The 21,120-nt window shown below is 62.2% G+C and carries 21 protein-coding genes; 13 read left to right on the forward strand and 8 right to left on the reverse strand.

The annotated features are described in order from the left end of the window. Window positions 1-15: 15 nt before the first annotated feature. Complete coding sequence (locus ASC97_RS06915; RefSeq protein ID WP_057467616.1) at window positions 16-219, forward strand: hypothetical protein; 204 nt, start codon at window positions 16-18, stop codon at window positions 217-219. On the opposite strand, the gene xdhC is transcribed toward ASC97_RS06915, so the two are convergent. The 4 genes from xdhC to ASC97_RS06935 form a co-directional block, all read right to left on the reverse strand. After that, window positions 195-1,046, reverse strand: a complete 852-nt coding sequence (gene xdhC, locus ASC97_RS06920) for a xanthine dehydrogenase accessory protein XdhC (RefSeq protein WP_057467617.1) — start codon at window positions 1,044-1,046, stop codon at window positions 195-197. The genes ASC97_RS06915 and xdhC overlap by 25 nt on opposite strands. A 1-nt stretch (window position 1,047) precedes the next feature. Further along, window positions 1,048-3,387 (reverse strand): xanthine dehydrogenase molybdopterin binding subunit, encoded by a 2,340-nt coding sequence (gene xdhB / locus ASC97_RS06925; RefSeq protein WP_057467618.1) that lies wholly within the window; start codon window positions 3,385-3,387, stop codon window positions 1,048-1,050. Between the two features lie 298 nt (window positions 3,388-3,685). Then, window positions 3,686-5,152 (reverse strand): xanthine dehydrogenase small subunit, encoded by a 1,467-nt coding sequence (xdhA, locus tag ASC97_RS06930; RefSeq protein ID WP_057467619.1) that lies wholly within the window; start codon window positions 5,150-5,152, stop codon window positions 3,686-3,688. Between the two features lie 33 nt (window positions 5,153-5,185). Then, a complete protein-coding gene (locus ASC97_RS06935) occupies window positions 5,186-5,962 on the reverse strand; it encodes a 3-hydroxybutyrate dehydrogenase (RefSeq protein ID WP_057467620.1) in 777 nt (258 codons plus the stop codon). 180 nt (window positions 5,963-6,142) lie between these two features. On the opposite strand from ASC97_RS06935, the gene glpK reads away from it, so the two are divergent. Together glpK and ASC97_RS06945 are read left to right on the forward strand one after the other, a co-directional pair. Next, complete coding sequence (gene glpK / locus ASC97_RS06940; RefSeq protein ID WP_057467621.1) at window positions 6,143-7,636, forward strand: glycerol kinase GlpK; 1,494 nt, start codon at window positions 6,143-6,145, stop codon at window positions 7,634-7,636. Window positions 7,637-7,645: 9 nt separating this feature from the next. Beyond that, window positions 7,646-8,578 (forward strand): S66 peptidase family protein, encoded by a 933-nt coding sequence (locus ASC97_RS06945; RefSeq protein WP_057467622.1) that lies wholly within the window; start codon window positions 7,646-7,648, stop codon window positions 8,576-8,578. 137 nt (window positions 8,579-8,715) lie between these two features. Here the strand turns inward: ASC97_RS06945 and ASC97_RS06950 are convergent, their stop codons facing one another. Both ASC97_RS06950 and ASC97_RS06955 read right to left on the reverse strand, forming a co-directional pair. Beyond that, window positions 8,716-9,678, reverse strand: a complete 963-nt coding sequence (locus ASC97_RS06950; protein WP_057467623.1) for a hypothetical protein — start codon at window positions 9,676-9,678, stop codon at window positions 8,716-8,718. 176 nt (window positions 9,679-9,854) lie between these two features. Further along, window positions 9,855-10,043, reverse strand: coding sequence for a hypothetical protein (locus ASC97_RS06955; RefSeq protein WP_057467624.1), 189 nt, complete (start codon window positions 10,041-10,043; stop codon window positions 9,855-9,857). Window positions 10,044-10,306: 263 nt separating this feature from the next. Here ASC97_RS06955 and ASC97_RS06960 point away from each other — a divergent pair, with 263 nt between their 5' ends. The 7 genes from ASC97_RS06960 (at window position 10,307) to map (ending at window position 15,787) form a co-directional block, all read left to right on the forward strand. Further along, window positions 10,307-10,750, forward strand: coding sequence for an SRPBCC family protein (locus ASC97_RS06960; RefSeq protein ID WP_057467689.1), 444 nt, complete (start codon window positions 10,307-10,309; stop codon window positions 10,748-10,750). Window positions 10,751-10,915: 165 nt separating this feature from the next. After that, the gene (locus ASC97_RS06965) at window positions 10,916-11,290 is read left to right on the forward strand and encodes a YciI family protein (protein WP_057467625.1); all 375 of its coding nucleotides are present in this window, start codon (window positions 10,916-10,918) and stop codon (window positions 11,288-11,290) included. Continuing rightward, window positions 11,287-12,546: an RNA polymerase sigma factor gene (locus ASC97_RS06970; protein WP_057467626.1), complete on the forward strand. Its 1,260-nt coding sequence runs from the start codon at window positions 11,287-11,289 to the stop codon at window positions 12,544-12,546. The genes ASC97_RS06965 and ASC97_RS06970 overlap by 4 nt, the downstream gene beginning before the upstream one ends. A gap of 102 nt (window positions 12,547-12,648) precedes the next feature. Next, window positions 12,649-13,116 (forward strand): SRPBCC family protein, encoded by a 468-nt coding sequence (locus tag ASC97_RS06975; RefSeq protein WP_057467627.1) that lies wholly within the window; start codon window positions 12,649-12,651, stop codon window positions 13,114-13,116. 31 nt (window positions 13,117-13,147) lie between these two features. Then, window positions 13,148-13,573 (forward strand): DoxX family protein, encoded by a 426-nt coding sequence (locus ASC97_RS06980; RefSeq protein ID WP_082529896.1) that lies wholly within the window; start codon window positions 13,148-13,150, stop codon window positions 13,571-13,573. A 286-nt stretch (window positions 13,574-13,859) separates the two neighbouring features. Then, a complete protein-coding gene (locus tag ASC97_RS06985; RefSeq protein WP_057467628.1) occupies window positions 13,860-14,921 on the forward strand; it encodes an LLM class flavin-dependent oxidoreductase in 1,062 nt (353 codons plus the stop codon). A gap of 107 nt (window positions 14,922-15,028) precedes the next feature. Then, a complete protein-coding gene (gene map / locus ASC97_RS06990; protein ID WP_057467629.1) occupies window positions 15,029-15,787 on the forward strand; it encodes a type I methionyl aminopeptidase in 759 nt (252 codons plus the stop codon). 109 nt (window positions 15,788-15,896) lie between these two features. Here map and ASC97_RS06995 read toward each other — a convergent pair whose 3' ends face one another. Beyond that, a complete protein-coding gene (locus tag ASC97_RS06995) occupies window positions 15,897-16,460 on the reverse strand; it encodes a PadR family transcriptional regulator (protein ID WP_057467630.1) in 564 nt (187 codons plus the stop codon). A gap of 150 nt (window positions 16,461-16,610) precedes the next feature. Between ASC97_RS06995 and ASC97_RS07000 the strand changes: the two genes are divergently transcribed. After that, window positions 16,611-17,795, forward strand: coding sequence for a YbfB/YjiJ family MFS transporter (locus ASC97_RS07000; protein WP_057467691.1), 1,185 nt, complete (start codon window positions 16,611-16,613; stop codon window positions 17,793-17,795). Window positions 17,796-17,918: 123 nt separating this feature from the next. After that, the gene (bacA, locus tag ASC97_RS07005) at window positions 17,919-19,184 is read left to right on the forward strand and encodes a bacteroid development protein BacA (RefSeq protein WP_057467631.1); all 1,266 of its coding nucleotides are present in this window, start codon (window positions 17,919-17,921) and stop codon (window positions 19,182-19,184) included. Window positions 19,185-19,365: 181 nt separating this feature from the next. On the opposite strand, the gene ASC97_RS07010 is transcribed toward bacA, so the two are convergent. After that, a complete protein-coding gene (locus ASC97_RS07010) occupies window positions 19,366-20,361 on the reverse strand; it encodes a hypothetical protein (protein ID WP_057467632.1) in 996 nt (331 codons plus the stop codon). A gap of 117 nt (window positions 20,362-20,478) precedes the next feature. Here ASC97_RS07010 and ASC97_RS07015 point away from each other — a divergent pair, with 117 nt between their 5' ends. Beyond that, window positions 20,479-21,063, forward strand: a complete 585-nt coding sequence (locus ASC97_RS07015; protein WP_057467633.1) for an NnrU family protein — start codon at window positions 20,479-20,481, stop codon at window positions 21,061-21,063. Window positions 21,064-21,120 lie beyond the last annotated feature (57 nt).

The raw sequence follows: 21,120 nt of genomic DNA on the forward strand, positions 1-21,120 counted from the left end.
TATCGAGGTGATGTCATGGATTGCGTAACGATTGAACAGGCTGAGACGAGAGCAGCGTCCAAGCCCTCTTTCTGGCTTTCAGGTCTCGCCAGGACCGTTGTACGGCGCATCGTGCGACGGGAGCGGCTGGATCTGGAAGGCATGCCGGATCGCGTCAAGCGTGACCTCGGCTTCATGGACGGCCGCGAGCCGCGCTACGAGGCGGAACCCTGGCGGTAAGCAGCAAGCGCGGTGAGGATTTCAGCGGCGGTCATGGCGGCGATCACCTCCGGGCGCTTGTCCCTGACCGCGGTGCCCCCGATCGGCAGCGTCAGCCGCCCGGTCCAAGACTTGTCGCCGCCGCCCTCGCGCGCCAGCCAGCTTGCGAAGGTGGCGCGCTTGGTGGCCGAGCCGATCATGCCGGTGTAGGCGAGATCGGTGCGTGACAGGGCTTCGCTGGCGATCAGAAAATCCAGAGCGTGGTCATGCGTCAGGATCACCACTGCGGTGCCCGCGGGCATATCCTTGACCAGCGCTTCCGGCATCGGGACGAGACGCGTCGCCGTCTCGGCCGGCAGATTGGCGAGCTCGCTCTCACGGGTTTCGACGACGGTGACGGAAACCGGCAGGGGCGCAAGCGCCGCCGCAAGCGCCCTGCCGACGTGGCCGGCGCCGAACAAATAGACTTCCGGCAGGTGGTCGGCTTCGCCGCTTCGCTTTCTCTCCAGTGTTGAGACGATCGCATCCGTCACGCGACGGAAGCGCAACTGCGTGCGCCCGCCGCAGCACTGGCCAATCTCCGGGCCGAGAGGAATGTCCATCGTCTCCGTGCCGCCGCTTCCATCGAGCAACTGCCGCGCGTTGCGGATTGCCATGTATTCGAACTGCCCGCCGCCGATCGTGCCCCAGATCGCATCGCCGGAGACGAGCATGAATGTCCCGGCTTCGCGCGGCGTCGAGCCTTGGGTGCGGGTTATCTCGATCAGGATCGCAACGGGGCGAGTGGCGAGAAAGCCGCGGAAGTCGCTTCTGGGTATGACGCCGGAAAGCACCTCGCGGATCGCCATATCACACCTTCTTCATCCGCTCGACGGCCATGAGCACGCGCTCCGGCGTTGCAGGGGCGTCGAGTTGCGGGCAGACCTTGTAGTCGGCGACGCTGGCGACAGCCATCGAGAGGGCTTCCAGCACCGAGATCGCCAGCATGAAGGGCGGCTCGCCGACGGCCTTGGAGCGGCCGATGGTGGCCTCGGCATTGGTCGACCATTCGGCCAGGCGAACGTTGAAGATCTTCGGCCGGTCGGAGGCAAGCGGGATCTTGTAGGTGGACGGCGCATGGGTGCGCAACCGCCCCTTGGCATCCCACCACAGCTCTTCCGTCGTCAGCCAGCCCATTCCCTGCACGAAGGCGCCTTCCACCTGGCCGATATCGATCGCCGGGTTCAGCGAACGGCCGACATCGTGCAGGATGTCGGTGCGGTCGATGAGGTATTCGCCGGTCAGGGTGTCGATGGAGACTTCGGTGCAGGATGCACCGTAGGAGAAGTAGTAGAACGGCGTGCCGCGGCCGGCGGCGCGATCCCAGTGGATCTTCGGCGTCTTGTAGAAACCGGCTGCCGAGAGCTGGACACGTGCGAAGTAGGCCTGCTTGACGAAATCGGGGAAGGGGATTTCCCTGTCCCCGACGCGTACGCGGTTCGGCAGGAAAATCACCTCCGATGCCGGTACGCCCCACTTTTCGGCGGCAAATGCGACCAGCCGTTCCTTGATCTGGCGTGCGGCGTCGAATGCCGCCATGCCGTTGAGATCGGAGCCCGAGGATGCGGCGGTGGCCGAGGTATTGGGCACCTTGCCCGTGGTCGTCGCGGTGATCTTCACCCGCTCGATATCGACCTGGAAGCTGTCGGCCAGAACCTGGGCGACCTTGATGTAAAGGCCCTGGCCCATTTCGGTGCCGCCGTGGTTCAGGTGGATCGAGCCATCCTGGTAGACATGGACGAGCGCACCCGCCTGGTTGAAGGCGGTCATGGTGAAGGAGATGCCGAATTTTACCGGCGTCAGGGCGATGCCCTTGCGGATAAAGCGGCTGTCCCGGTTGAACGCGATGATGGCGTTGCGGCGGCCCTGATAATCGGCGCTTTCTTCCAGTTCGCCGACGATCCGCTCGAGAATGCTATCCTCGACTTCCTGGTGATAGGGGGTGAGCGTGCGACCGGAGCCCGGCTGCCCATAAAAGTTCAGCTTGCGGATGTCGAGTGGATCCTTGCCGACAGCATAGGCGATCTCCTCTATGAACCGTTCGGCGCCAAGCATGCCCTGCGGACCGCCGAAGCCGCGGAAGGCGGTGTTCGATACTGTGTGGGTCTTCAGCGGCTTCGACGCAAGGTGCACATGCGGATAGAAGTAGCTGGAATCGGCATGGAAAAGCGCGCGGTCGGTGACCGGGCCGGAGAGGTCGGAGGAGAAGCCGCAACGCGCGGCGTAGGTCGCGTCGACGGCGTGGATACGACCTTCCCCGTCGAAACCGAGTTCGTAGTCGACCAGAAAGTCGTGACGCTTGCCGGTTGCCGTCATGTCCTCGTCGCGGTCGGGACGGAACTTGATGGCGCGCTTCAGTTTCTTGGCGGCGATGGCGGCGAGCGCCGCAAACTGGTTGCCCTGCGTTTCCTTGCCGCCGAAGCCGCCGCCCATGCGGCGCACGTTCACGGTCACCGCGTTGGACGGAATGTTCAGGACATGGCCGACGATGTGCTGGATCTCGCTCGGGTGCTGGGTGGAAGACCAGACCGTCACCTCGTCGTCCTCGCCGGGGATCGCCATGGCGATATGGCTCTCGAGATAGAAATGCTCCTGGCCACCGATGCGCATCTGGCCCTTCAGGCGGCGCGGGGCGTTGCCCATTTCCTCCTTTGCCTCGCCACGCTTGAGCGTCATCGGCGTGATGACGAGCGGGCTGCCGTTTGCGAGCGCGCCGTCGATGTCGCTCCAGTGCGGAAGATCGCGATACTCGATCTTTGCCTTGCGGGCGGCCCGGCGGGCGATGTCGCGGGTTTCCGCGATGACGGCGAAGATCGGCTGGTTGTGGAATTCGACCTTGCTGATGGCGAGCAGCGGCTCGTCATGGCTGCCATTGGAGCTGACATCGTTGACGCCGGGCACGTCCTTGCCGGTGAAGACCCAGACGACGCCGGGAGTTGCCGCGACTTCCGACAGATCGATGCCTGTTATTTCGGCGTGCGCGCGGTCGGAGAGGCCGAGCGCCCCATGCAACAGGCCGGCGGGTTCCGGCAGATCATCGATATAGTCGGCGGTGCCGGTGACGTGCTTGTGAGCGGAATCGTGTCGAACAGATCCGTGCATCGGGCCTGATATAACGACTTTCGGATCCGCGAAGGTGGACTTATCCATTAGTTCTGGCCTCCGAGATCGCGGCGCTCGTTCGAACCGAGCACACTTGATGCCTTCATTCCTGTGCTTGTCACAGGAATCCAGCCACGGCGCCTGTGCGCCGCGAGAGAACCACGTTTTCTCGACGAAGAGTCTTGTATGCCCAAGGACTTGGGCATGCTGGATTCCTGTGACGGGCACAGGAATGACGGAAGTGTGCGAGACAGGCGGCCGCGTTGCTTGTCTCTTCTCCCCAGCAGGGAGAAGGTGGCGGCAGCCGCATGAGGGAGGCGGCTTGTACCTTGGGTCATGTCAGCCATCAGGCGACCTCCTCGAAACGCTTCAGTTCGGCGGGCGTCCCCGAGGTTTCCAGGTAAAAACGCATCAACAGGTTCTTTGCCGTCAATCGGCGGTATTCCGCCGTCGCACGCCAGTCGCTGAGCGGCTGGTAGTCGGCATCGAAAGCGTCGCGGGCAGCCTCGATCGTCGCCTCGCTCCAGGGCCTGCCCATCAGTGCGGTCTCGACGGCGCGGGCCCGCTTCGGCGTTCCGGCCATGCCTCCGAAGGCGATGCGGATGTCGTTGACGTCGCCCTCGGTATCCAGTGTCAGATAGAAAGCGCCGAGCACGGCGGTGATGTCTTCGTCACGGCGCTTGGTGATCTTGTAGACGGCGAATTGGGTGTCTTCGGCGGGGTAGGGCACGAAGACACTCTCAACGAATTCGCCGGGACGGCGGTCCTGCTTGCCGTAGTCGATAAAGAAGTCCTCAAGCCGCAGCATGCGGGTGCCCGACACGGAACGGAGCTTGACGGTGGCGCCGAGCGCGATCAGCGGCGGCGGGCTGTCGCCGATCGGCGAGCCGTTGGCGATGTTGCCGCCGATCGTGCCCATGTTGCGGACCTGTTCGCCACCGATCCGGTCGATCAGGCGGCCGAGCGTCGGCACCTTGCGGGCGATGGCGTCGAAGGCGCGGCTGTAGGTGACGCCTGCGCCGATGGTGAGGCCGCCTTCGCCGGCGGCGATCGACTGCAATTCCGGCAAATGGTTGATGAAAACGACCGGGCTCAGCGTCCGCATCTGTTTGGTGACCCAGAGGCCGACGTCGGTGCAGCCGGCAACGATGGTGGCGTCCGGTTCCTCGGCGAGGACCCTTGCCAGCGCCTCCTCCGAGTTCGGCACGATGAGCCGGTCCCCGCCCGAGGCAATCGAGATGGTGTCGCCGCCCTTCATCGCCCAGAGGCGGGCAACGATGTCGGAGCGGGTCCGTTCAAGCGGATCGAAAATGGCGCTCGGCCGGGCGCGGCTCACCTGCTCGGCCGCCTTGACGATCGGCTCATAGCCCGTGCAGCGACAGAGATTGCCCTGCAGTGCCTTTTCGATATCGGCCCGACTCGGCATCTCGTTGGAGAGCCAAAGGCCGTACATCGACATCACGAAGCCCGGCGTGCAGAAGCCGCATTGCGAGCCGTGGCAATCGACCATGGCCTGCTGCACCGGATGCAACGTGCCGTCTCTTGCCGCCAGATGTTCGATCGTGACGACATGGGTGGCGTTCAGCGATCCCACGAAGCGGATGCAGGCGTTCACCGATTCATAAGCGAGCTTGCCGTCGATCAGCCGACCGACGAGGACGGTGCATGCGCCGCAGTCGCCCTCCGCGCATCCCTCCTTCGTGCCAGTCAGCCGGCGCTTCAACCGGAGAAAGTCGAGAAGCGTCTCGGTCGGTCGGACGTCTCTTAGCGAAATGTCTTCGCCATTCAGGATGAAGCGGATGCAGTCGTTCATGATGTTCCTTGTTTTTTATCGTTTTTTTGAAGGTTATGCCGCCGTCCAGCCACCGTCAATCGAGATGTGAGTGCCGGTGATCTGGCGGGCATCGTCGCTGGCGAGATAGAGGGCCAGCGCGCCAATCTCTTCGGCCTTGACGAATTCGTGCGTCGGCTGGGCCTTGAGGATCACCTCGGTCTTGACCTGTTCCTCGGTCATGCCGCGCGCCTTGGCGGTGTCAGGTATCTGCTTTTCGACCAGCGGGGTCAGCACATAGCCTGGGCAGATGGCGTTTACCGTGATGCCGAATTCCGCAAGCTCCAGCGCTGCCGTCTTCGTCAGGCCCAATATACCATGTTTTGCCGCCACATAGGCCGATTTGAACGGCGAGGCGACCAAGCCGTGGGCAGAGGCGATGTTGACGATGCGGCCGTTCTTCTTCGCCTTCATCAGCGGTATGGCGGCGCGCATGGTATGGAACGAGCTGGACAGATTGATGGCAATAATCTGGTCCCATTTGTCGATCGGGAAATCCTCGATCTTCTCGACATGCTGGATACCGGCATTGTTGACGAGCACGTCGACCGAACCGAAGACGCGGGCGGCCGTGCCGATCAGCTCGGCGATTTCGGCCGGCTTGCTCATGTCGGCAGGATGGTAGATCGCCTTTGCTTTCGACGCCGATTCAAGACGCTCGGTTATCGCCCTGATTTCCTCGGCTTTTCCGAAGCCGTTGATGACGACGTTGTCGCCCTTGCCGGCAAATGCGGTGGCGATTGCAAGCCCGATGCCGCTGGTGGATCCGGTGACGACGACAGTTCTGGCCATGCTCTGCTCCTGCTGGGCAATGTGCGATACATCAGCATACGAGGGTATGCGCAAAGCGCCTGTCCTGGCAATTGCGTTCCCGGCAAATCTCTTGTGTCGAAACGAACACGGGGCGCTTTCCTCGCTTGCCCCTCTGTCCTATTGATTTGATGCAATAATCACGATGCGGGGAGGACTGGCATGAGCGGATATGTTCTGGCGATCGATCAGGGGACGACGTCGACGCGGGCGATCGTGTTCGATAGCGAGATGAAGATCGCGGGCGCCGGACAGAAGGAGTTCACGCAGATCTATCCGCGCTCCGGCTGGGTGGAGCACGACCCGGAGGAAATCTGGGATTCGGTCGTTTCCACGATCAAAATGGCGATCCGCGAGGCAAGGATCGAGGCCAAGGACATCGCGGCGCTCGGCATCACCAATCAGCGCGAGACGGTGGTCGTCTGGGAGCGCGACAGCGGCAGGCCGATCCACAACGCTGTCGTCTGGCAGGACCGCCGCACGGCAAGCTATTGCGAGAAGCTGAAGAAGCAGGATCTCGAAAAGACGTTCACGAAGAAGACCGGGCTGCTTCTCGACCCCTACTTCTCCGGAACCAAGCTTTCCTGGATGCTCGCCAATGTGAAGGGCGCGCGGGCGCGCGCCGCCAAGGGCGAACTTTGCTTCGGCACGATCGATACCTTCCTCATCTGGCGCCTGACGGGCGGCAAGAGCTTCGCGACCGATGCGACCAATGCGTCGCGCACGCTGATGTACAACATTGGCGACAATAAGTGGGACAAGGACCTCCTCGACATTCTGCGGGTGCCGGTGGCGATGTTGCCGGAGGTGAAGGACTGCGCCGACGATTTCGGCGTCACCGATCCCGATATTCTCGGTGCCGCGATCCCGATCCTCGGCGTTGCCGGCGACCAGCACGCTGCGACGATCGGGCAGGCCTGCTTCGAGCCCGGGATGATGAAATCCACATACGGAACCGGCTGCTTTGCGTTGCTGAACACCGGCGGCGACATGGTCCGCTCCAGGAACCGGCTGCTCACGACCATCGCCTACCGGCTGAACGGCGAGACCACCTATGCGCTCGAAGGCTCGATCTTCATTGCCGGCGCGGCCGTGCAGTGGCTGCGCGACGGTCTGGGCATCATTGACAGCGCCTCGCGAACCGGGGAACTCGCCGACCAGGCGGATCCGACGCAGGAGGTCTATCTGGTGCCCGCCTTCACCGGCCTCGGCGCGCCTCATTGGGATGCCAACGCCCGCGGCGCGATCTTCGGCCTGACGCGCAACAGCGGTCCGCGGGAATTTGCCCGCGCGGCACTTGAGGCGGTCTGCTACCAGTCGCGCGACCTGCTCGATGCCATGCACAAGGACTGGAAGGGCGGCGTGGAAAGCACCGTTCTGCGCGTCGACGGCGGCATGGTGGCTTCCGACTGGACGATGCAGCGGCTTGCCGACATCCTCGACGCGCCCGTCGATCGGCCGATGATCCTGGAGACCACCGCTCTCGGCGCCGCGTGGCTCGCCGGCAGCAGGGCCGGGGTGTGGCCGGATCGCGCAGGCTTTGCCAAGAGCTGGAAACGCAACCACCGCTTCGAACCCGACATGGACGAGAAGACGCGCGCCGTGAAGCTCAAGGGCTGGCGAAGTGCTGTGAAGCGGACGCTGAGCGAGATGTGAGGAGGCGACATGGCGATCGAACCGTCGGTATTGCTGCCGCCGCGACTGAAGGCGGGAGACACTATCCGCTTCGTTTCCCCGGCGAGCACGCCGGACAAGGAATTGATCCTGGAGCGGGCGAGAGTGCTGGAATGCCTGGGTTTCCACGTCGATTTCGGGCCGCATGCCTTCGACAAGTTCGCCTATCTTGCCGGCAGGGACGAGGACCGGCTTGCCGATCTCAATGATGCGCTGCGGGACCCCCATGTCAGGGCGATCTTTGCAACGCGCGGCGGCAAAGGCTCCTTCCGCATTTCGGAGCAGCTCGATTTCGAGGCCGCGCGGCGAGATCCGAAGCCGCTCGTCGGCTTCAGCGACATCACCGCCCTGCATCTGATGCTTTGGAAAGAGTGTCGGCTGATCGGCATCCATGGAGCCTTGATGAGCGATGCGGAATGGCCGGCAGAAGAAAGGAGCCGCGATTGCCTGCTGCAGCTGCTGATGAGCGAGGCGGATCTGACGCTCCATGCGCGGGAGAGCGAACCGACCATCGCCGCAACGACGGAAGGGGTGGCGCGGGGCCGGCTGATCGGCGGCAATCTCAGCATGATCGCGACCTGCGCCGGCTGGGCATTGCCTGATCTCACCGGGGCGATCCTGCTGATCGAGGCCGCTGGCATCGGCATCGGACAGGTGGATCGCGAACTGACGATGCTGCGCAAAGCGAGGCACCTCGACCGCATTGCGGGGGTGGCGATCGGACAGTTCACCGGCTTCGAGGATGCTCGCTATCCCGTACTGGTCGGTCTTCTGCGCGACCATCTTGGGAGGTTCGGTGTGCCCATCCTTGGCGGATTGCCGCTTGGTCACGGTGAGCGACCGCTCAGCGTGCCAATCGGCGCGATGGCGGTGCTCGATGCGACAGACCTGCGGCTCACGGTGTCGCAATCGGCCTTGAATTAAAAACGGTGCCGCGCCGGGGCTTTACGACAGTGCCGGCCGCCTCATCCGGCGCCTGTGACGAGCACCTGCGAGGAGCATGAGGTATCTCTTTGCTATAGGCGCGGTGTCGGCACTGCGGGCGCCGCCGACCGCGCTCTCTATTTCCTCAGCCAGGGGGTCGCGGTGCTCCAGAAGATCGCGTCGGCGCCGAGATAGTTGCCAGCAAAGGCGGTGAACTCGGCCTTGGTGAACGGCTTCTTGGTTTTCGGGTTCTTGTAGGTCAGGGTGGGCTCCTGTACCGCGAGACCGACGAAAGCGAGCTTGCCTTTGTATTTGTTGAAGAACGGATAGGAGTTCTTCATCTGTCCCTTGCGATAGGGAACGATGTCGGGGCCGCCCAGGCCGATGTCGTTGTTTGCGGCGAAATCGAAGAGCCTGCCCATGTAGTCGTGGTCGTTGTCCCATTCGCAGGGCCAGAAGTTGACGTACTGGACGACCTTGCTCTTGCGGAAGGCCTTGCGGGCGAAGGCGAGGTTTTCCATTTCGCCCTGGAAATAGGCGTCGCAGCTATAGCCTTCCGGTTCGTGCTTCGGATCAAGGTCGATTGCCGTTTCCGGCAGGTTGACGCCATAGACCTCACCGTCGAATTTCTCTGCCAGCGCCTTGAGAAGGGCCTGATAGCGCGCTCTCACGGCGGGGTTCCATTGCTGCGCCACCCAGCCGGAGCCGACGGGCTTGTTTTCGCCGGGATTGTCGAACTGAGGGGAGATACCGCCGCCGTATTCCGGATGGGTCATGAGGTAGTCGGGCACGTTTCGCGCATCGGGCTCGAAGAAGCGGTCCTGGATCTGGATGAAGAGCTTCTTGTTCAAGCCCCTGACGATGGCAAGGTCGGCCTCGATGGCGGAGAAGTCGTACTCTCCCTTGACGGTTTCGAGCTTTCGCCAGTTGTAGACGATCTGCACGCCGCCGATATCGGGCCGGCCGAGAAGGGCGCCGGCCGACGGGAGATCGCCGGAACTCGTGTAGATGAAATTCTCCGGAGCGTTACCGGCAATCGCGGTGTCGTACACGCCAGTCAACAGGGCGCAGGCGGCAAGCAGGCTCGGCAGCGTCTTCATGTCTCGTCTCGGATGCCTCTGTGATTCGGCCGATGGCGGTCGGCTGCAGAGCAATCCGGGGCAAAGTGGGCGGCTTGATGGCAATGCGCTTCAAACGGGACGCGTGGCTCGCTTCAGCTTTCTCCGACAGTTGCGGCAGTTCTCATAGCGCACCGGTCCGCCCCTGCCGCCTCCAACTACCACCTGACAAGCATCGCATGAACCGCGAGGATCGCGAGGAACGCGATGACGACGAGCGAAGCCGCCCAGGCGACGAGGCGATTGGCTCTTGTCAAAACCTGGGGTCTGACGTCGCGCTTGGGGTTGAACTTGTGTCGCCGCTTGTGGGCAGCAGCGGTTTGAGGGGGTTTCTTGAGTTCAGCCATGCTCTCCTCTTTCGCGGCCGTTGTCGAAGACCAGTCTAGCATGAAAGCGGGGAGGTGCACGTGATGGCCCGTCGATCCCCGGGCGCACTGGTGTCGGGCGTCGAGTCATCACGTCCGTCCTTCGGACGAAGCCGTCCACATTCGATCGTTGTCAAATCCTGCGGTGTCAGATTACTTGGAGAACAGATCGATCCCGTGTCGGATTGACAAAGCCTCGTTCGTCCTGGGATCGTCCATTCCATCACTATAAAAGGATGATGATCATGCCGAATACCGTACGCCTGCACCGCGTTCTGGCAACCAGTCCAGACAAGGTTTACCGCGCTTTCCTCGAGGCGGACGCGCTCGCCAAGTGGCTCCCGCCAAACGGCTTTGCCTGCACGGTGCACGGCTTGGAGCCAAAGGTCGGCGGGACGTTCAGGATGTCCTTCCGGAACTTTACAACGGGCAACAGCCACGCGTTTGGCGGCGAATATGTCGAGCTCGTTCCTGGCGAGCGCCTGCGCTACACAGACAGGTTCGACGACCCCAACCTTCGCGGCGAAATGGAGGTCACCGTGACGTTGAAGAAGGTGTCGGTCGGGACCGAGCTTGATATAACGCAGGCAGGCATACCGGACGTCATTCCTCTGGAGGCCTGCTATCTCGGTTGGCAGGAATCGCTGAGAAACCTGGCAAGGCTCGTCGAGCCGAAGATTGAAGAATAGCCCACCAGGAGCGAGCAAGACAGTCTTGGCGCGAAGCCGCCGCCGAGGCGGCGGCAGCTGGCAGCGAAAAGCGCGCATGTCCTTCAGGCCGTTCGCAAATTTTTGCTGCACCTTGTCGGTTGTCGCGCTACTCCTTCGTCATTCAGGAAGAGGAGTAGGACAGACATGCTTTATGCGATCCTTTGCTATGCCAATGAAGAGACGGTGTTCTCCTGGACCAAGGAGGAGGAGGATGCCGTGATGGCGAAGCTCCATGCCGTTCAGGACCCTATTGCCAAGGCGGGCAAGCTCGGGCCGGTCGGCCGGCTGATGCCGACGACGGCGGCGACGACGGTGCGAAAGGGCAAGGAAGAGCCTCTGGTTCTCGACGGTCCCTTTGCCGAAACGAAGGAAGCGCTGCTTGGCTTCTATGTGGTTGATTTCGATACTCTGGAGGAGGCCGTTGCCTTTTCGAAGGAGCTTTCAGCGGTCAATCCCGGTTCCACCTCCTATGAAATTCGGCCGTTCTACGTCTTCAGGCCGGGAGAAACTTCGACATGACAGACATTGCCTGGATCGACGTGACGCTTTCTTCGGCCCGGCCGAAGGCGCTTGGCGCGCTGCTCAGATACTTCCGCGATCTCGATATCGCGGAGGAGGCCTTTCAGGAGGCCTGCCTGCGCGCCATCCGCACATGGCCGGACAAGGGGCCGCCGCGCGATCCAACGGCGTGGCTGATCTTCGTCGGCCGCAACAGCGGAATCGATGCCGTGCGCAAGCGGTCGAAGACCCAGGCATTGCCGGACGAAGAGCTGATCTCCGACACGGGAGACGCCGAAAGCAATATCGCCGAGCGGCTGGACGATTCCAACTATCGCGACGATATCCTGCGGCTGCTCTTCATCTGCTGCCATCCGGACCTGCCTGCCACGCAGCAGATCGCGCTGGCGCTGCGGATCGTCTCCGGGCTGTCCGTGCAGCAGATCGCCCGCGCATTTCTCGTCGGCGACAGCGCAATGGAACAGCGCATCACCCGTGCGAAGGCCCGCGTCGCCAAGGCGGGCGTGCCCTTCGAGACGCCCGATGCGGCCGAGCGCGCGGAACGGCTCTCTATCGTCAGCACGATGATCTATCTCGTCTTCAACGAGGGCTACAGCCAGGCGGATCCGAAACACGAGGCCTGCACCTTCAGCGGCGAAGCGATCCGTCTCGGCAGGCTGCTGCTGCGGATCTTTCCCGGCGAGCCGGAGATCATGGGACTGCTGGCATTGATGCTGCTGCAGATCTCCCGCCGGGAAGCACGCTTCAATGGCGAGAACGACATCGTGCTGCTCGAAGATCAGGATCGTTCGCTGTGGAACAGGGAACTCATCAACGAGGCGCTTGCCCTGCTCGACAAGGCGATCCGCCATCGCCAGCCTGGGCCCTATCAGTTTCAGGCGGCGATCGCGGCATTGCACTCGCGCGCCAAGCGTGCCGAAGATACCGACTGGGAGGAGATCGAACTCCTCTACCGCGCGCTGGAACGCATCCAGCCGTCGCCTGTCGTCACGCTTAACCGCGCCGTCGCGGTGTCGAAGCTGAGGGGACCGGAGGAGGCTCTGAGGCTGGTCGAAACGCTCGGTGAGAAGCTCGACGGCTATTTCTATTATCACGGCCTGCGGGGCGGCCTGCTGAAGCAGATCGGCCGGGCGCGCGAGGCGCACGAAGCCTTCGACCGCGCCATTGCCCTTGCCCATTCGGCGGCTGAAGCGGCCCATATCCGCGGGCAGATCGACAGCCTGCAAAACGGGCCGGCCCTTCCTGCGGTAAAATAAAATCTGAAAAATCCTGCACCTATGTCGGAACGGCAAGCCGTCCGACGTCCTTGTAACAACCTGATGCAAAACAGGTTTCGCTCAACAGGAGGAAATGCTGAAATGACCGCCAATGCCGACCATGAACTGGTTCTCGTCCGCGAATTCGATGCGCCGCGCGAGAAGATCTACAAGGCCTGGACCGATCCCGAACTGATGAAGGAGTGGTTCGTGCCGCGCCCGTGGAGCGTCGCCGAAGCCACGCTCGACGTTCGCCCGGGAGGCGCCAACGTGATCGTCATGCGCAGCCCCGAGGGCCAGGAATTTCCGAACCGCGGCGTCTATCTCGAAATCGTCGAGAACGAGAAGATCGTCTTCACCGATGCCTTCACCAGCGCCTGGGTGCCGTCGGAAAAGCCCTTCATGACAGGCATCATTCTTCTGGAAGATCTCGGCAGCGGCCGGACTCGGTACACCGCCAAGGCCGTGCACTGGACGGCAGAGGACAAGAAAACGCACGAGGAGATGGGCTTCCACGAGGGCTGGGGCAAATGCGCCGACCAGCTCGCCGAGCTCCTCTCCAGGATGTGAATTTCAAGAGTCGAAACAGGGGGATCTATCCATGTCTGCAATGATCGAATCAAGCACAAGTCTGCCGCGCTGGCAGACCGCTACCGGGACCGCCATGAGCGGCCTGATCGTGGCGTTCCTCGTCTTCGACGGGGCGATCAAGATGGTGCCGATAGCGCCGGTCACCGAAACGCTGACGGCACTCGGCTATTCCGGCGATCCCATCCTTGCCCGAGGTCTCGGTGTCATCACGCTCCTCTGCGCGCTGCTCTATGCCGTCCCGCGGACGTCCGTGCTCGGTGCCATCCTGCTCACCGGGCTGCTTGGCGGCGCGATCGCCACGCACCTGCGCGTCGGGAGCCCGGTGTTCTCGCACCTGCTGTTTGGGGTCTACATGGGCCTCATCGCCTGGGGCGGGCTTTATCTCCGGTTTGAAGAGGTTCGCAGGATGGTTCCGTTCAAGCGCCGAAGTGGTTGAACTTGGAATCGGATTTGGCAATGCTCATATTCCGCCGTGTTGAGTGTCGCTGATGCGGGCCCCTGCGAGACAGGTTCACCGGCGCGACGGCGAGAGAGCGGGATTTTGTTCTGGTCACACGGAACGTGAAGGATTTTCAAGGGCAGGAGATCGAGATCGTCAATCCATGGATCGCCCAATTCTAGCTCGCCCATCAACATTCACGAACAATTCCTTCGAGAATTTGTATTTGCTCCTGCTCTGCCCCATCCTTATCTGAAGGAATGAATTCAACGGGATGCAAGCCATGGAACTGGGCCTCTATACCTTTGCCGACGTGAACCCCGATCCGAGCCGGAGCAAAGGTGCGGAGGCGGCCGAGCGGCTCAAGCATCTGATCGAGGAGATCGAATTGGCCGACCAGGTCGGGCTCGATGTCTTTGGGCTCGGCGAGCATCACCGGCCGGACTATGCGGCATCGGCACCGGCGGTGGCACTTGCCGCAGCCGCGGTGAAGACGAAGAACATCCGGTTGACGAGCGCCGTCACGGTACTCAGCTCCGACGATCCGGTGCGGGTGTTCCAGCAGTTTTCCACGCTCGATCTGCTCTCCGAAGGCCGCGCCGAGATCATGGCCGGTCGCGGCTCCTTTATCGAGTCCTTCCCATTGTTCGGCTATAATCTCGAAGATTACGACCAGCTGTTCGAGGAAAAGCTCGACCTGCTGATGGCGCTGCGCGATGGCGAGACGGTGACATGGTCCGGTGCCATGCGCGCGCCCATCAATGGCCGCGGCGTCTATCCGCGGCCGTTGCAGGATCCGCTGCCGATCTGGATCGCCGTCGGCGGAACGCCGCAGTCGGTGGCCCGCGCCGGCGCACTTGGGCTGCCGGTGGCACTGGCGATCATCGGCGGTGAACCGCGACGATTTGCGCCGTTGTTCGACCTCTATCGCGAGGCTGCCCGCAGGGCAGGGCAGGATGCGGCGAAGCTCAAGACCAGCATCAACGTCCACGGTTTCATTGCCGATACGACCGATGCGGCTGCCGACCAGTTCTACGGTCCGCAGGCGGACGTCATGAACCGCATCGGTCGTGAGCGAGGCTGGGGTCCGACGAACCGCCAGCACTTCGATGTATCCCGCGGCCCGAACGGTGCGCTCTTCATCGGCGACCCGGAACTCGTCGCCGAGAAGATCGTCGCCCATCATCGGCTGTTCAAGAATGATCGGTTCCTGCTGCAGATGGCAATCGGGCTGATGCCGCACGACCAGATCATGCGCGGCATCGAGCTTTACGGCACAAAAGTCGCGCCAATCGTCAGAAAGGCATTGACTGAAAGCGACGAAGGGGCGAAAGCCACCGCCTAAAGCAAGAGCATGATGCCGTAAAGGATGAGTTGGATTTCTACCGACGTCGTGCTCTCATTTTGACCGAGAGCCGGCCGACCGGCCCCGCGGAGGCCGGGAACGGATCCATGATCATCGAAAGTGAAGACGAACTTCTCAAGCTGAAGGAAATCGGCCGAATCTGCGCCAATGCCCTGCAGATCATGGCTGATTCCCTTGAGCCCGGCATCACGACGCTGGAACTCGACCAGATCGGCCGCAAGGTGCTGGAAGAGGCCGGCGCCCGTTCCGCGCCCGAGTTCTGCTACCAGTTTCCAGGCGCCACCTGCATCAGCGTGAACGAGGAGATCGCTCACGGCATCCCCGGGCCGCGCGTCATTCGGCCGGGCGATCTCGTCAATATTGATGTGTCGGCAGAAAAGGACGGTTTCTTTTCCGATACCGGAGCATCGTTCAGCGTGCCTCCATTCAAGCCGAAGATCGAGAGGCTTTGCCGCGACGGCAAGCGCGCGCTCTGGGTCGGTCTCAACCAGGTGAAATCCGGCGACTCGCTTGCCAAGATCGGTCAGGCGGTCGGCGCCTTTGCCGCGAGGAACCGCTACACGCTGGTCGCAAACCTTGCGAGTCACGGTGTCGGGCGGTCGCTGCATGAGGAGCCGGGCGAGCTGTCGACGTGGCCTGATCCCTCCGAAAAGCGGATCATGACGGACGGTCTCGTGTTCACGGTCGAGCCGTTCCTGTCGCTCGGCGCCACATGGGCCGAAGGTGGGGACGACGCCTGGACGCTCTATGCCGATCCGCAGGCGCCGACTGTTCAGTATGAGCATACGGTGGTTGCCACGCGAAACGGGCCGTTGATCCTGACGCTGCCGGACGGCGAGGCGTAACGATCCGCGGCCAACTTTCACGGCACGCATATGCCGCTTGCTCGCTCCGGTGGCGCGCACAGGAGCGAGATTTTCTCCTGGCGCTGCCGTCTGGAGGCAGGCGTCAGCCTTAGTCGCGTTTTCCCTGTAAAATCTCTGCGGCCGCGCGTTCCAGGATGCCGGCGATGCGCTTGGCTTCCTCTTTCGACCAGGGATAGCGCAGGCGCAGGGCGGATTTCAGCAACATGCGGGCGGCCGCGACCTCGCTCTTGTCGTCCGGAAAGGCCTCGTCCTCACGGTCGCCGCCGCGGCTCTCGGGGTCGAATATGCGGCGCACATGCGCCATCTTGGCGCCGATGCCTTCCAGCTTTCCAAGCGTCATCTCGATCATGGAACTGTTGTCCGCGACCAGTTTGCGGCCGCTCTCGGTAATGCGGTAGAGCTTCTTCGTCCCTTCGCTTTCGACGTCCGCCAGGCCCGTTTCTTCCAGATATGTCAACGCGGGATAGATGACGCCCGGGCTTGGCACATAGAAGCCACCCGAACGCTCCTCCAGGAGCTTGATCAATTCGTAACCGTGGCGCGGCTGCTCGGAGAGCAGGGCCAGAATCACCAGCTGCAGGTCGCCTGCCGCGAACTTTCGCCCCATGCGAAAGCCGCCGCCACCCATCATTCCGCCTCGAAAACCTCTCATAAGTCACTCCTTAGATGTATCGTTCACTATGTCGTAAAACATATATCGTAAGATAATCGAATTCAAGGGCGGGCAAGGGTTTTCCGAAATTGATCGATCGATCAGAAAATCTTGATTGTCGCCATCATTGTGCAGCGCGATAACCAGAGGATGTTGGCACGCAATGAAACTTTCCCGACAGATCTGTTCCGCACCGCCCTTGCCGGCGCAATCGCCATGGCCGCGGCCATGGGCTTCGGCCGTTTCTCCTACACGCCGATCCTGCCCGGGATGATGAGCGGCGTCCCGCTTTCGGCAGCCGATGCGGGCTTCATCGCGTCGGCAAACTTCGTTGGCTATCTCGTCGGTGCTGTGCTGGCCGCCTATGGCTGGGCAGCCGGGCGCGAACGCAAGGTGGCGCTTCTGGCGCTGGCGACAACGGCGCTGTTGCTGGCGGCCATGGCAATGACGAGTTCCGTCGCGATCTTTGCCGCGATCCGCTTTCTCGCGGGTGTCGCAAGCGCGTTTGCGCTGGTCTTCACCTCGTCGATCGTCTTGAGCCACGGGGCAGCGGCTGGCAACGATCATGTGCAGGCCGCGCATTTCGGTGGTCCCGGCGCCGGCATTGCGCTGTCGTCCGTCATGGTGATGCTGATCGGCATTGCCTACCACGGCAGCTCCGATGCCTGGCGGGCCAACTGGATCGGCGGCGCAATCTATTCGGCACTCAGTCTCCTGGCGGTCTGGTACCTTCTGCCGTCAGGCCCGGCCAGTTCGGCGCAAACCGGCAAGGAACCGGCGATCGTCTGGAACCGTCCGATGCTCCTGCTGACGGCGTCCTATGGTCTTTTCGGGTTCGGCTACGTCATCACCGGCACCTTCCTGGTGACCATCGCGCGCATGGACGCCGCGGGACAGATGGTGGAATTCCTCTGCTGGTTCATCGCGGGTCTCACAGCGGCGGTCGCCCTTTTCGCGTGGAAACCTCTCGTCCGTCCGCTCGGGCTGGGGAACGTCTATGTGGCGGCCTTGCTGGTCGAAACCGCGGGCGTGCTGGCAACCGTGCTCCTGCCGCGCTCCGTAGCGCCGCTGATCGGCGGCGCGCTGTTCGGGGCTACCTTCCTGGCGATCACCGCCTACGGACTGCAGATCGGCCGCAAGCTTTCGCCTGCAAGCCCGCGCCGGACGCTTGCGATGATGACAGCAGCGTTCGGTGTCGGCCAGATCGTCGGCCCCGTCGTCGCGGGCTGGATCGCGGAGCGGACAGGGAGCTTCACGACACCGACCTACATGGCGGCCGTGGCGCTGGTGGTGTGCGCGCTGCTGGTCCTGCCCGTCGTCAAGAAGGTCTCTTAAGGCGTTACAATTGCGTAACAATGGGACGAAGCCATTGCCGCTTCCAGCGAACTGCCGTAGTTTTCGCCGCAATTGGTCTATTAGTGACCCCGAAGACTCCCGTTCAGGAAAGCAAAGTCTCCCGTGTTCGTATCGTATTTCCCAAAGCCGAAATTCTTCTTCATCTCTGCCGTGGCATGGGCGCTTCTTGCCGTTTTCGTCTGGTATCTCGGAGGCTCCGGCTTCGGTTCCGTCATCGGCCTGCCGCCGCTCCCAGCGGGCCAGGAAGCTCCGATCGGCGCCTCGGTCTTCTGGTCGACGCCGTTCCTGTGGTTCTACATCTACTATGCCATCGCGGTTGCGCTGTTTTCCGGTTTCTGGTTCAGCTACAGCCCGCACCGGTGGCAGATGTGGTCGGTGCTGGGCTCCGCGCTGATCATCTTCAACACCTATTTCTCCGTTCAGGTCAGCGTCGCCATCAACGCCTGGTACGGGCCGTTCTACGACCTCATCCAGCAGGCGTTGGCAAAGACCGCGCCGGTGACGGCACCACAACTCTATATGGGGATGCTCGGCTTTGCCGGCATCGCCTTCATCGCGATCACGGTCGGCGTGCTCAACCTGTTCTTCGTCAGCCACTGGATCTTCCGCTGGCGCACGGCGATGAACGAATATTACATGGCGCACTGGCCGCAGCTTCGCCATATCGAAGGCGCGTCGCAGCGCGTTCAGGAAGACACGATGCGCTTCTCGTCGACCGTCGAGAGCCTCGGCGTCAGCCTCGTCAGCTCCGTCATGACGCTGATCGCCTTCCTGCCGGTGCTCTTCAAGATCGGCGCGAACATCACCGAACTGCCGTTGATCGGCGAAGTGCCACATGCGCTCGTCTGGGCGGCGCTCTTCTGGTCGATCTTCGGCACTGTGTTTCTCGGATTGGTCGGCATCAAGCTGCCCGGTCTGGAGTTCCGCAATCAGCGCGTTGAGGCGTCCTACCGCAAGGAACTGGTCTACGGCGAAGACCATGCGGACCGCGCCACGCCCCCGACCGTCGCCGAACTGTTCGCCAATGTGCGCCGGAACTACTTCCGCCTCTATTTCAATTATATGTACTTCAACGTCGCCCGCATTTTCTACCTGCAGGCCGACAACCTCTTCAGTCTGATCGTCCTCGTGCCTTCCATCGTTGCCGGCAAGCTGACGCTAGGCCTGCTGACGCAGATCAACAACGTCTTCGACCAGGTGCGCGGTTCATTCCAGTATCTCGTCAATTCGTGGACGACGATCGTCGAGCTGCTGTCGATCTACAAGCGCCTGCGGACGTTCGAATCGGCGATCGGCGGCGAGCCGCTGCCCGAGATCGACCAGCACTATCTCGAGCGCGAGGCCGGCATCGTCCACGCCGACGGTTAGGGGTGTGCCCCCTCATCCGGCTGCTGCCACCTTCTCCCCGAGGGAGAAGGGATATGCCGCGAGCGCCGAAGTCATTGTTGAGATAAGCTGCGTGGGTGCCGCTATTCCCTTCTCCCCAGCGGGGAGAAGGTGCCCAGAGGGCGGATGAGGGGCTGCTTGCGCAAAGCTCCAAGGAGTCGGCCTACAGCCCCGATGCCGAGGCCTGTTGCAGCTTGCCGCGTGCCTCGATCATCGGGATCGCTTCGGAATAGCTGACGCAGGCGACGTCCCGGCGGTGGCACACGTCGCTCACCAGCCTGTCGAGCGCCCGCCAATAGGCGCCGCCATTCATCTCGACGAAATGGAAGCCGAGCTGCAGCGGAATGCGGTCGCCCGCATACTGCTTGTCGAACGCCTCCTTGAAGGCAGCGTAGGCGCGGTCTTCGAATTCCTTCGTGTCGGCCTTGTCTTCTTCGCCCTTGGAGTGGCGGACGAACAGATTGTAGTCCATGCCGATCACAGGCTTTTCGCGCGGTCCTTCCGGGATCAGAGGCAGACCGAAGCGGATGATGCCGTTTTCTTCGACGGGCATGGCGGGACCCTTGGTCACCAGGCTCGCATCATAGCTGAAGCCCGCCTTCTTCTCCGCCGAGATCATGTCGGCGCCTGCCGTGGCCGAGAGGTAGGGAGCGCGAAAGCCGTGGATGCCGTGGTCGACCAGCTCCTGCCAGCCTTTCGGCTCATCGAGATCGACGCCCTTCCAGGCGTTCTTCAGCGTCGTGCGGAAAGTCGCGTACTCCGCGGACCAGTCGGCCTCGCTCCACTGCCGGCCGTCGAAATGACCGCAGGCATGGCTGGAGATGTCGTGGCCTTCGAGATGGGCATGCCAGATGTTGCCCAGGCGTTCGCGGATTTCGTCGTCGTTCTGGGCAAAGCCGACATTCGACTTTCCCAGTTTCTGGTGCGGTGCCTGGTATGCCTTCTTGGCTTGCTGGTTCATCAGGAAGGTGCAGGAGAGAAAATAGGTGAAGTGTGCGCCGTTCTTCGCCGCCATCTCGCGGCTCTTTTGCCACAATGTGTTGTCGTGCGCCCCGTCGAACGAAATGATGACCAACTGCCTGGGTTGGTCGGTAGCACCCGCGATGGCGGGGGTCAGCAGGGAAACGGCAAGGGAGGCTTGGAAAAGGGAACGAAACATGGGCACCGCGACAATTTGTTTGCGGCTTTCCTGTTACAGAATTGCGGCGAAGCTGCGGTGGCGCTGGCGTTTTTTGCCGGCCACCGTTAAGTCAGGTGACGCACAGGAGGCGCATCCATGACATTGCTTATCGCAGGCATCGTACTTTTCCTCGGGCTTCATCTCGTGCGGGTCGTCGCACCCGGCTTTCGCCAGTCCATGATCGCAAGCATTGGGGAGCGCGGCTGGAAGATCGCTTATTCGGTCGCCAGCATCCTCACGCTGGTGCTGCTGATCTATGGCTTCGGCCAGGCGCGTCAGGTCACGGGGATGCTCTACAATCCTCCCGTCTGGATGGCGCACATCACGATAACGCTGATGCTGATCGCGGTCATCTGTCTGGTCGCCTCGCTGTTGCCGGCGGGGCATATCGCGGTCAAGACCAAGCATCCGATGGTGCTGTCGGTGAAGATCTGGGCGCTTTCGCATCTGCTCGCCAATGGCGAGACATCCTCGGTGCTGCTGTTCGGGGCCTTCCTGGCTTGGGGCGTCATCCTGCGGATTTCGCTGAAACGGCGCCAGCGGGCAGGGGAAATCACCTTGCGGCCCTTCGTCTCGGCCAAATACGATCTCTACGCGGTTGTCATCGGCGTGGTCGCCTGGGCGCTGATCACCTTCAAGCTGCACGAGGTTTTGATCGGCGTTTCCCCGCTCGCCATGTAACGATTCTTTCACATCCCCCTTACAACTGCCGAAAAATGGGGTAGAAGGCCCGACAAT

Origin of the sequence: Rhizobium sp. Root1203 (assembly GCF_001424945.1) — a bacterium.
GTDB lineage: Bacteria > Pseudomonadota > Alphaproteobacteria > Rhizobiales > Rhizobiaceae > Rhizobium.

Excerpts from the sequence above, each read along its gene's own strand:
- ASC97_RS06955 (WP_057467624.1), bottom strand. The coding sequence starts at position 10,043 with ATGGCTGAACTCAAGAAACCCCCTCAAACCGCTGCTGCCCACAAGCGG.
- xdhB (WP_057467618.1), bottom strand. The coding sequence starts at position 3,387 with ATGGATAAGTCCACCTTCGCGGATCCGAAAGTCGTTATATCAGGCCCG.
- xdhC (WP_057467617.1), bottom strand. The coding sequence starts at position 1,046 with ATGGCGATCCGCGAGGTGCTTTCCGGCGTCATACCCAGAAGCGACTTC.
- map (WP_057467629.1), top strand. The coding sequence starts at position 15,029 with ATGATCATCGAAAGTGAAGACGAACTTCTCAAGCTGAAGGAAATCGGC.
- ASC97_RS06915 (WP_057467616.1), top strand. The coding sequence starts at position 16 with ATGGATTGCGTAACGATTGAACAGGCTGAGACGAGAGCAGCGTCCAAG.
- ASC97_RS06945 (WP_057467622.1), top strand. The coding sequence starts at position 7,646 with ATGGCGATCGAACCGTCGGTATTGCTGCCGCCGCGACTGAAGGCGGGA.
- ASC97_RS06970 (WP_057467626.1), top strand. The coding sequence starts at position 11,287 with ATGACAGACATTGCCTGGATCGACGTGACGCTTTCTTCGGCCCGGCCG.
- ASC97_RS06980 (WP_082529896.1), top strand. The coding sequence starts at position 13,148 with ATGTCTGCAATGATCGAATCAAGCACAAGTCTGCCGCGCTGGCAGACC.
- ASC97_RS06965 (WP_057467625.1), top strand. The coding sequence starts at position 10,916 with ATGCTTTATGCGATCCTTTGCTATGCCAATGAAGAGACGGTGTTCTCC.
- ASC97_RS07010 (WP_057467632.1), bottom strand. The coding sequence starts at position 20,361 with ATGTTTCGTTCCCTTTTCCAAGCCTCCCTTGCCGTTTCCCTGCTGACC.
- ASC97_RS06985 (WP_057467628.1), top strand. The coding sequence starts at position 13,860 with ATGGAACTGGGCCTCTATACCTTTGCCGACGTGAACCCCGATCCGAGC.
- ASC97_RS06935 (WP_057467620.1), bottom strand. The coding sequence starts at position 5,962 with ATGGCCAGAACTGTCGTCGTCACCGGATCCACCAGCGGCATCGGGCTT.
- ASC97_RS06995 (WP_057467630.1), bottom strand. The coding sequence starts at position 16,460 with ATGAGAGGTTTTCGAGGCGGAATGATGGGTGGCGGCGGCTTTCGCATG.
- xdhA (WP_057467619.1), bottom strand. The coding sequence starts at position 5,152 with ATGAACGACTGCATCCGCTTCATCCTGAATGGCGAAGACATTTCGCTA.
- ASC97_RS06975 (WP_057467627.1), top strand. The coding sequence starts at position 12,649 with ATGACCGCCAATGCCGACCATGAACTGGTTCTCGTCCGCGAATTCGAT.
- ASC97_RS07000 (WP_057467691.1), top strand. The coding sequence starts at position 16,611 with ATGTTGGCACGCAATGAAACTTTCCCGACAGATCTGTTCCGCACCGCC.
- glpK (WP_057467621.1), top strand. The coding sequence starts at position 6,143 with ATGAGCGGATATGTTCTGGCGATCGATCAGGGGACGACGTCGACGCGG.
- ASC97_RS06960 (WP_057467689.1), top strand. The coding sequence starts at position 10,307 with ATGCCGAATACCGTACGCCTGCACCGCGTTCTGGCAACCAGTCCAGAC.
- ASC97_RS06950 (WP_057467623.1), bottom strand. The coding sequence starts at position 9,678 with ATGAAGACGCTGCCGAGCCTGCTTGCCGCCTGCGCCCTGTTGACTGGC.
- ASC97_RS07015 (WP_057467633.1), top strand. The coding sequence starts at position 20,479 with ATGACATTGCTTATCGCAGGCATCGTACTTTTCCTCGGGCTTCATCTC.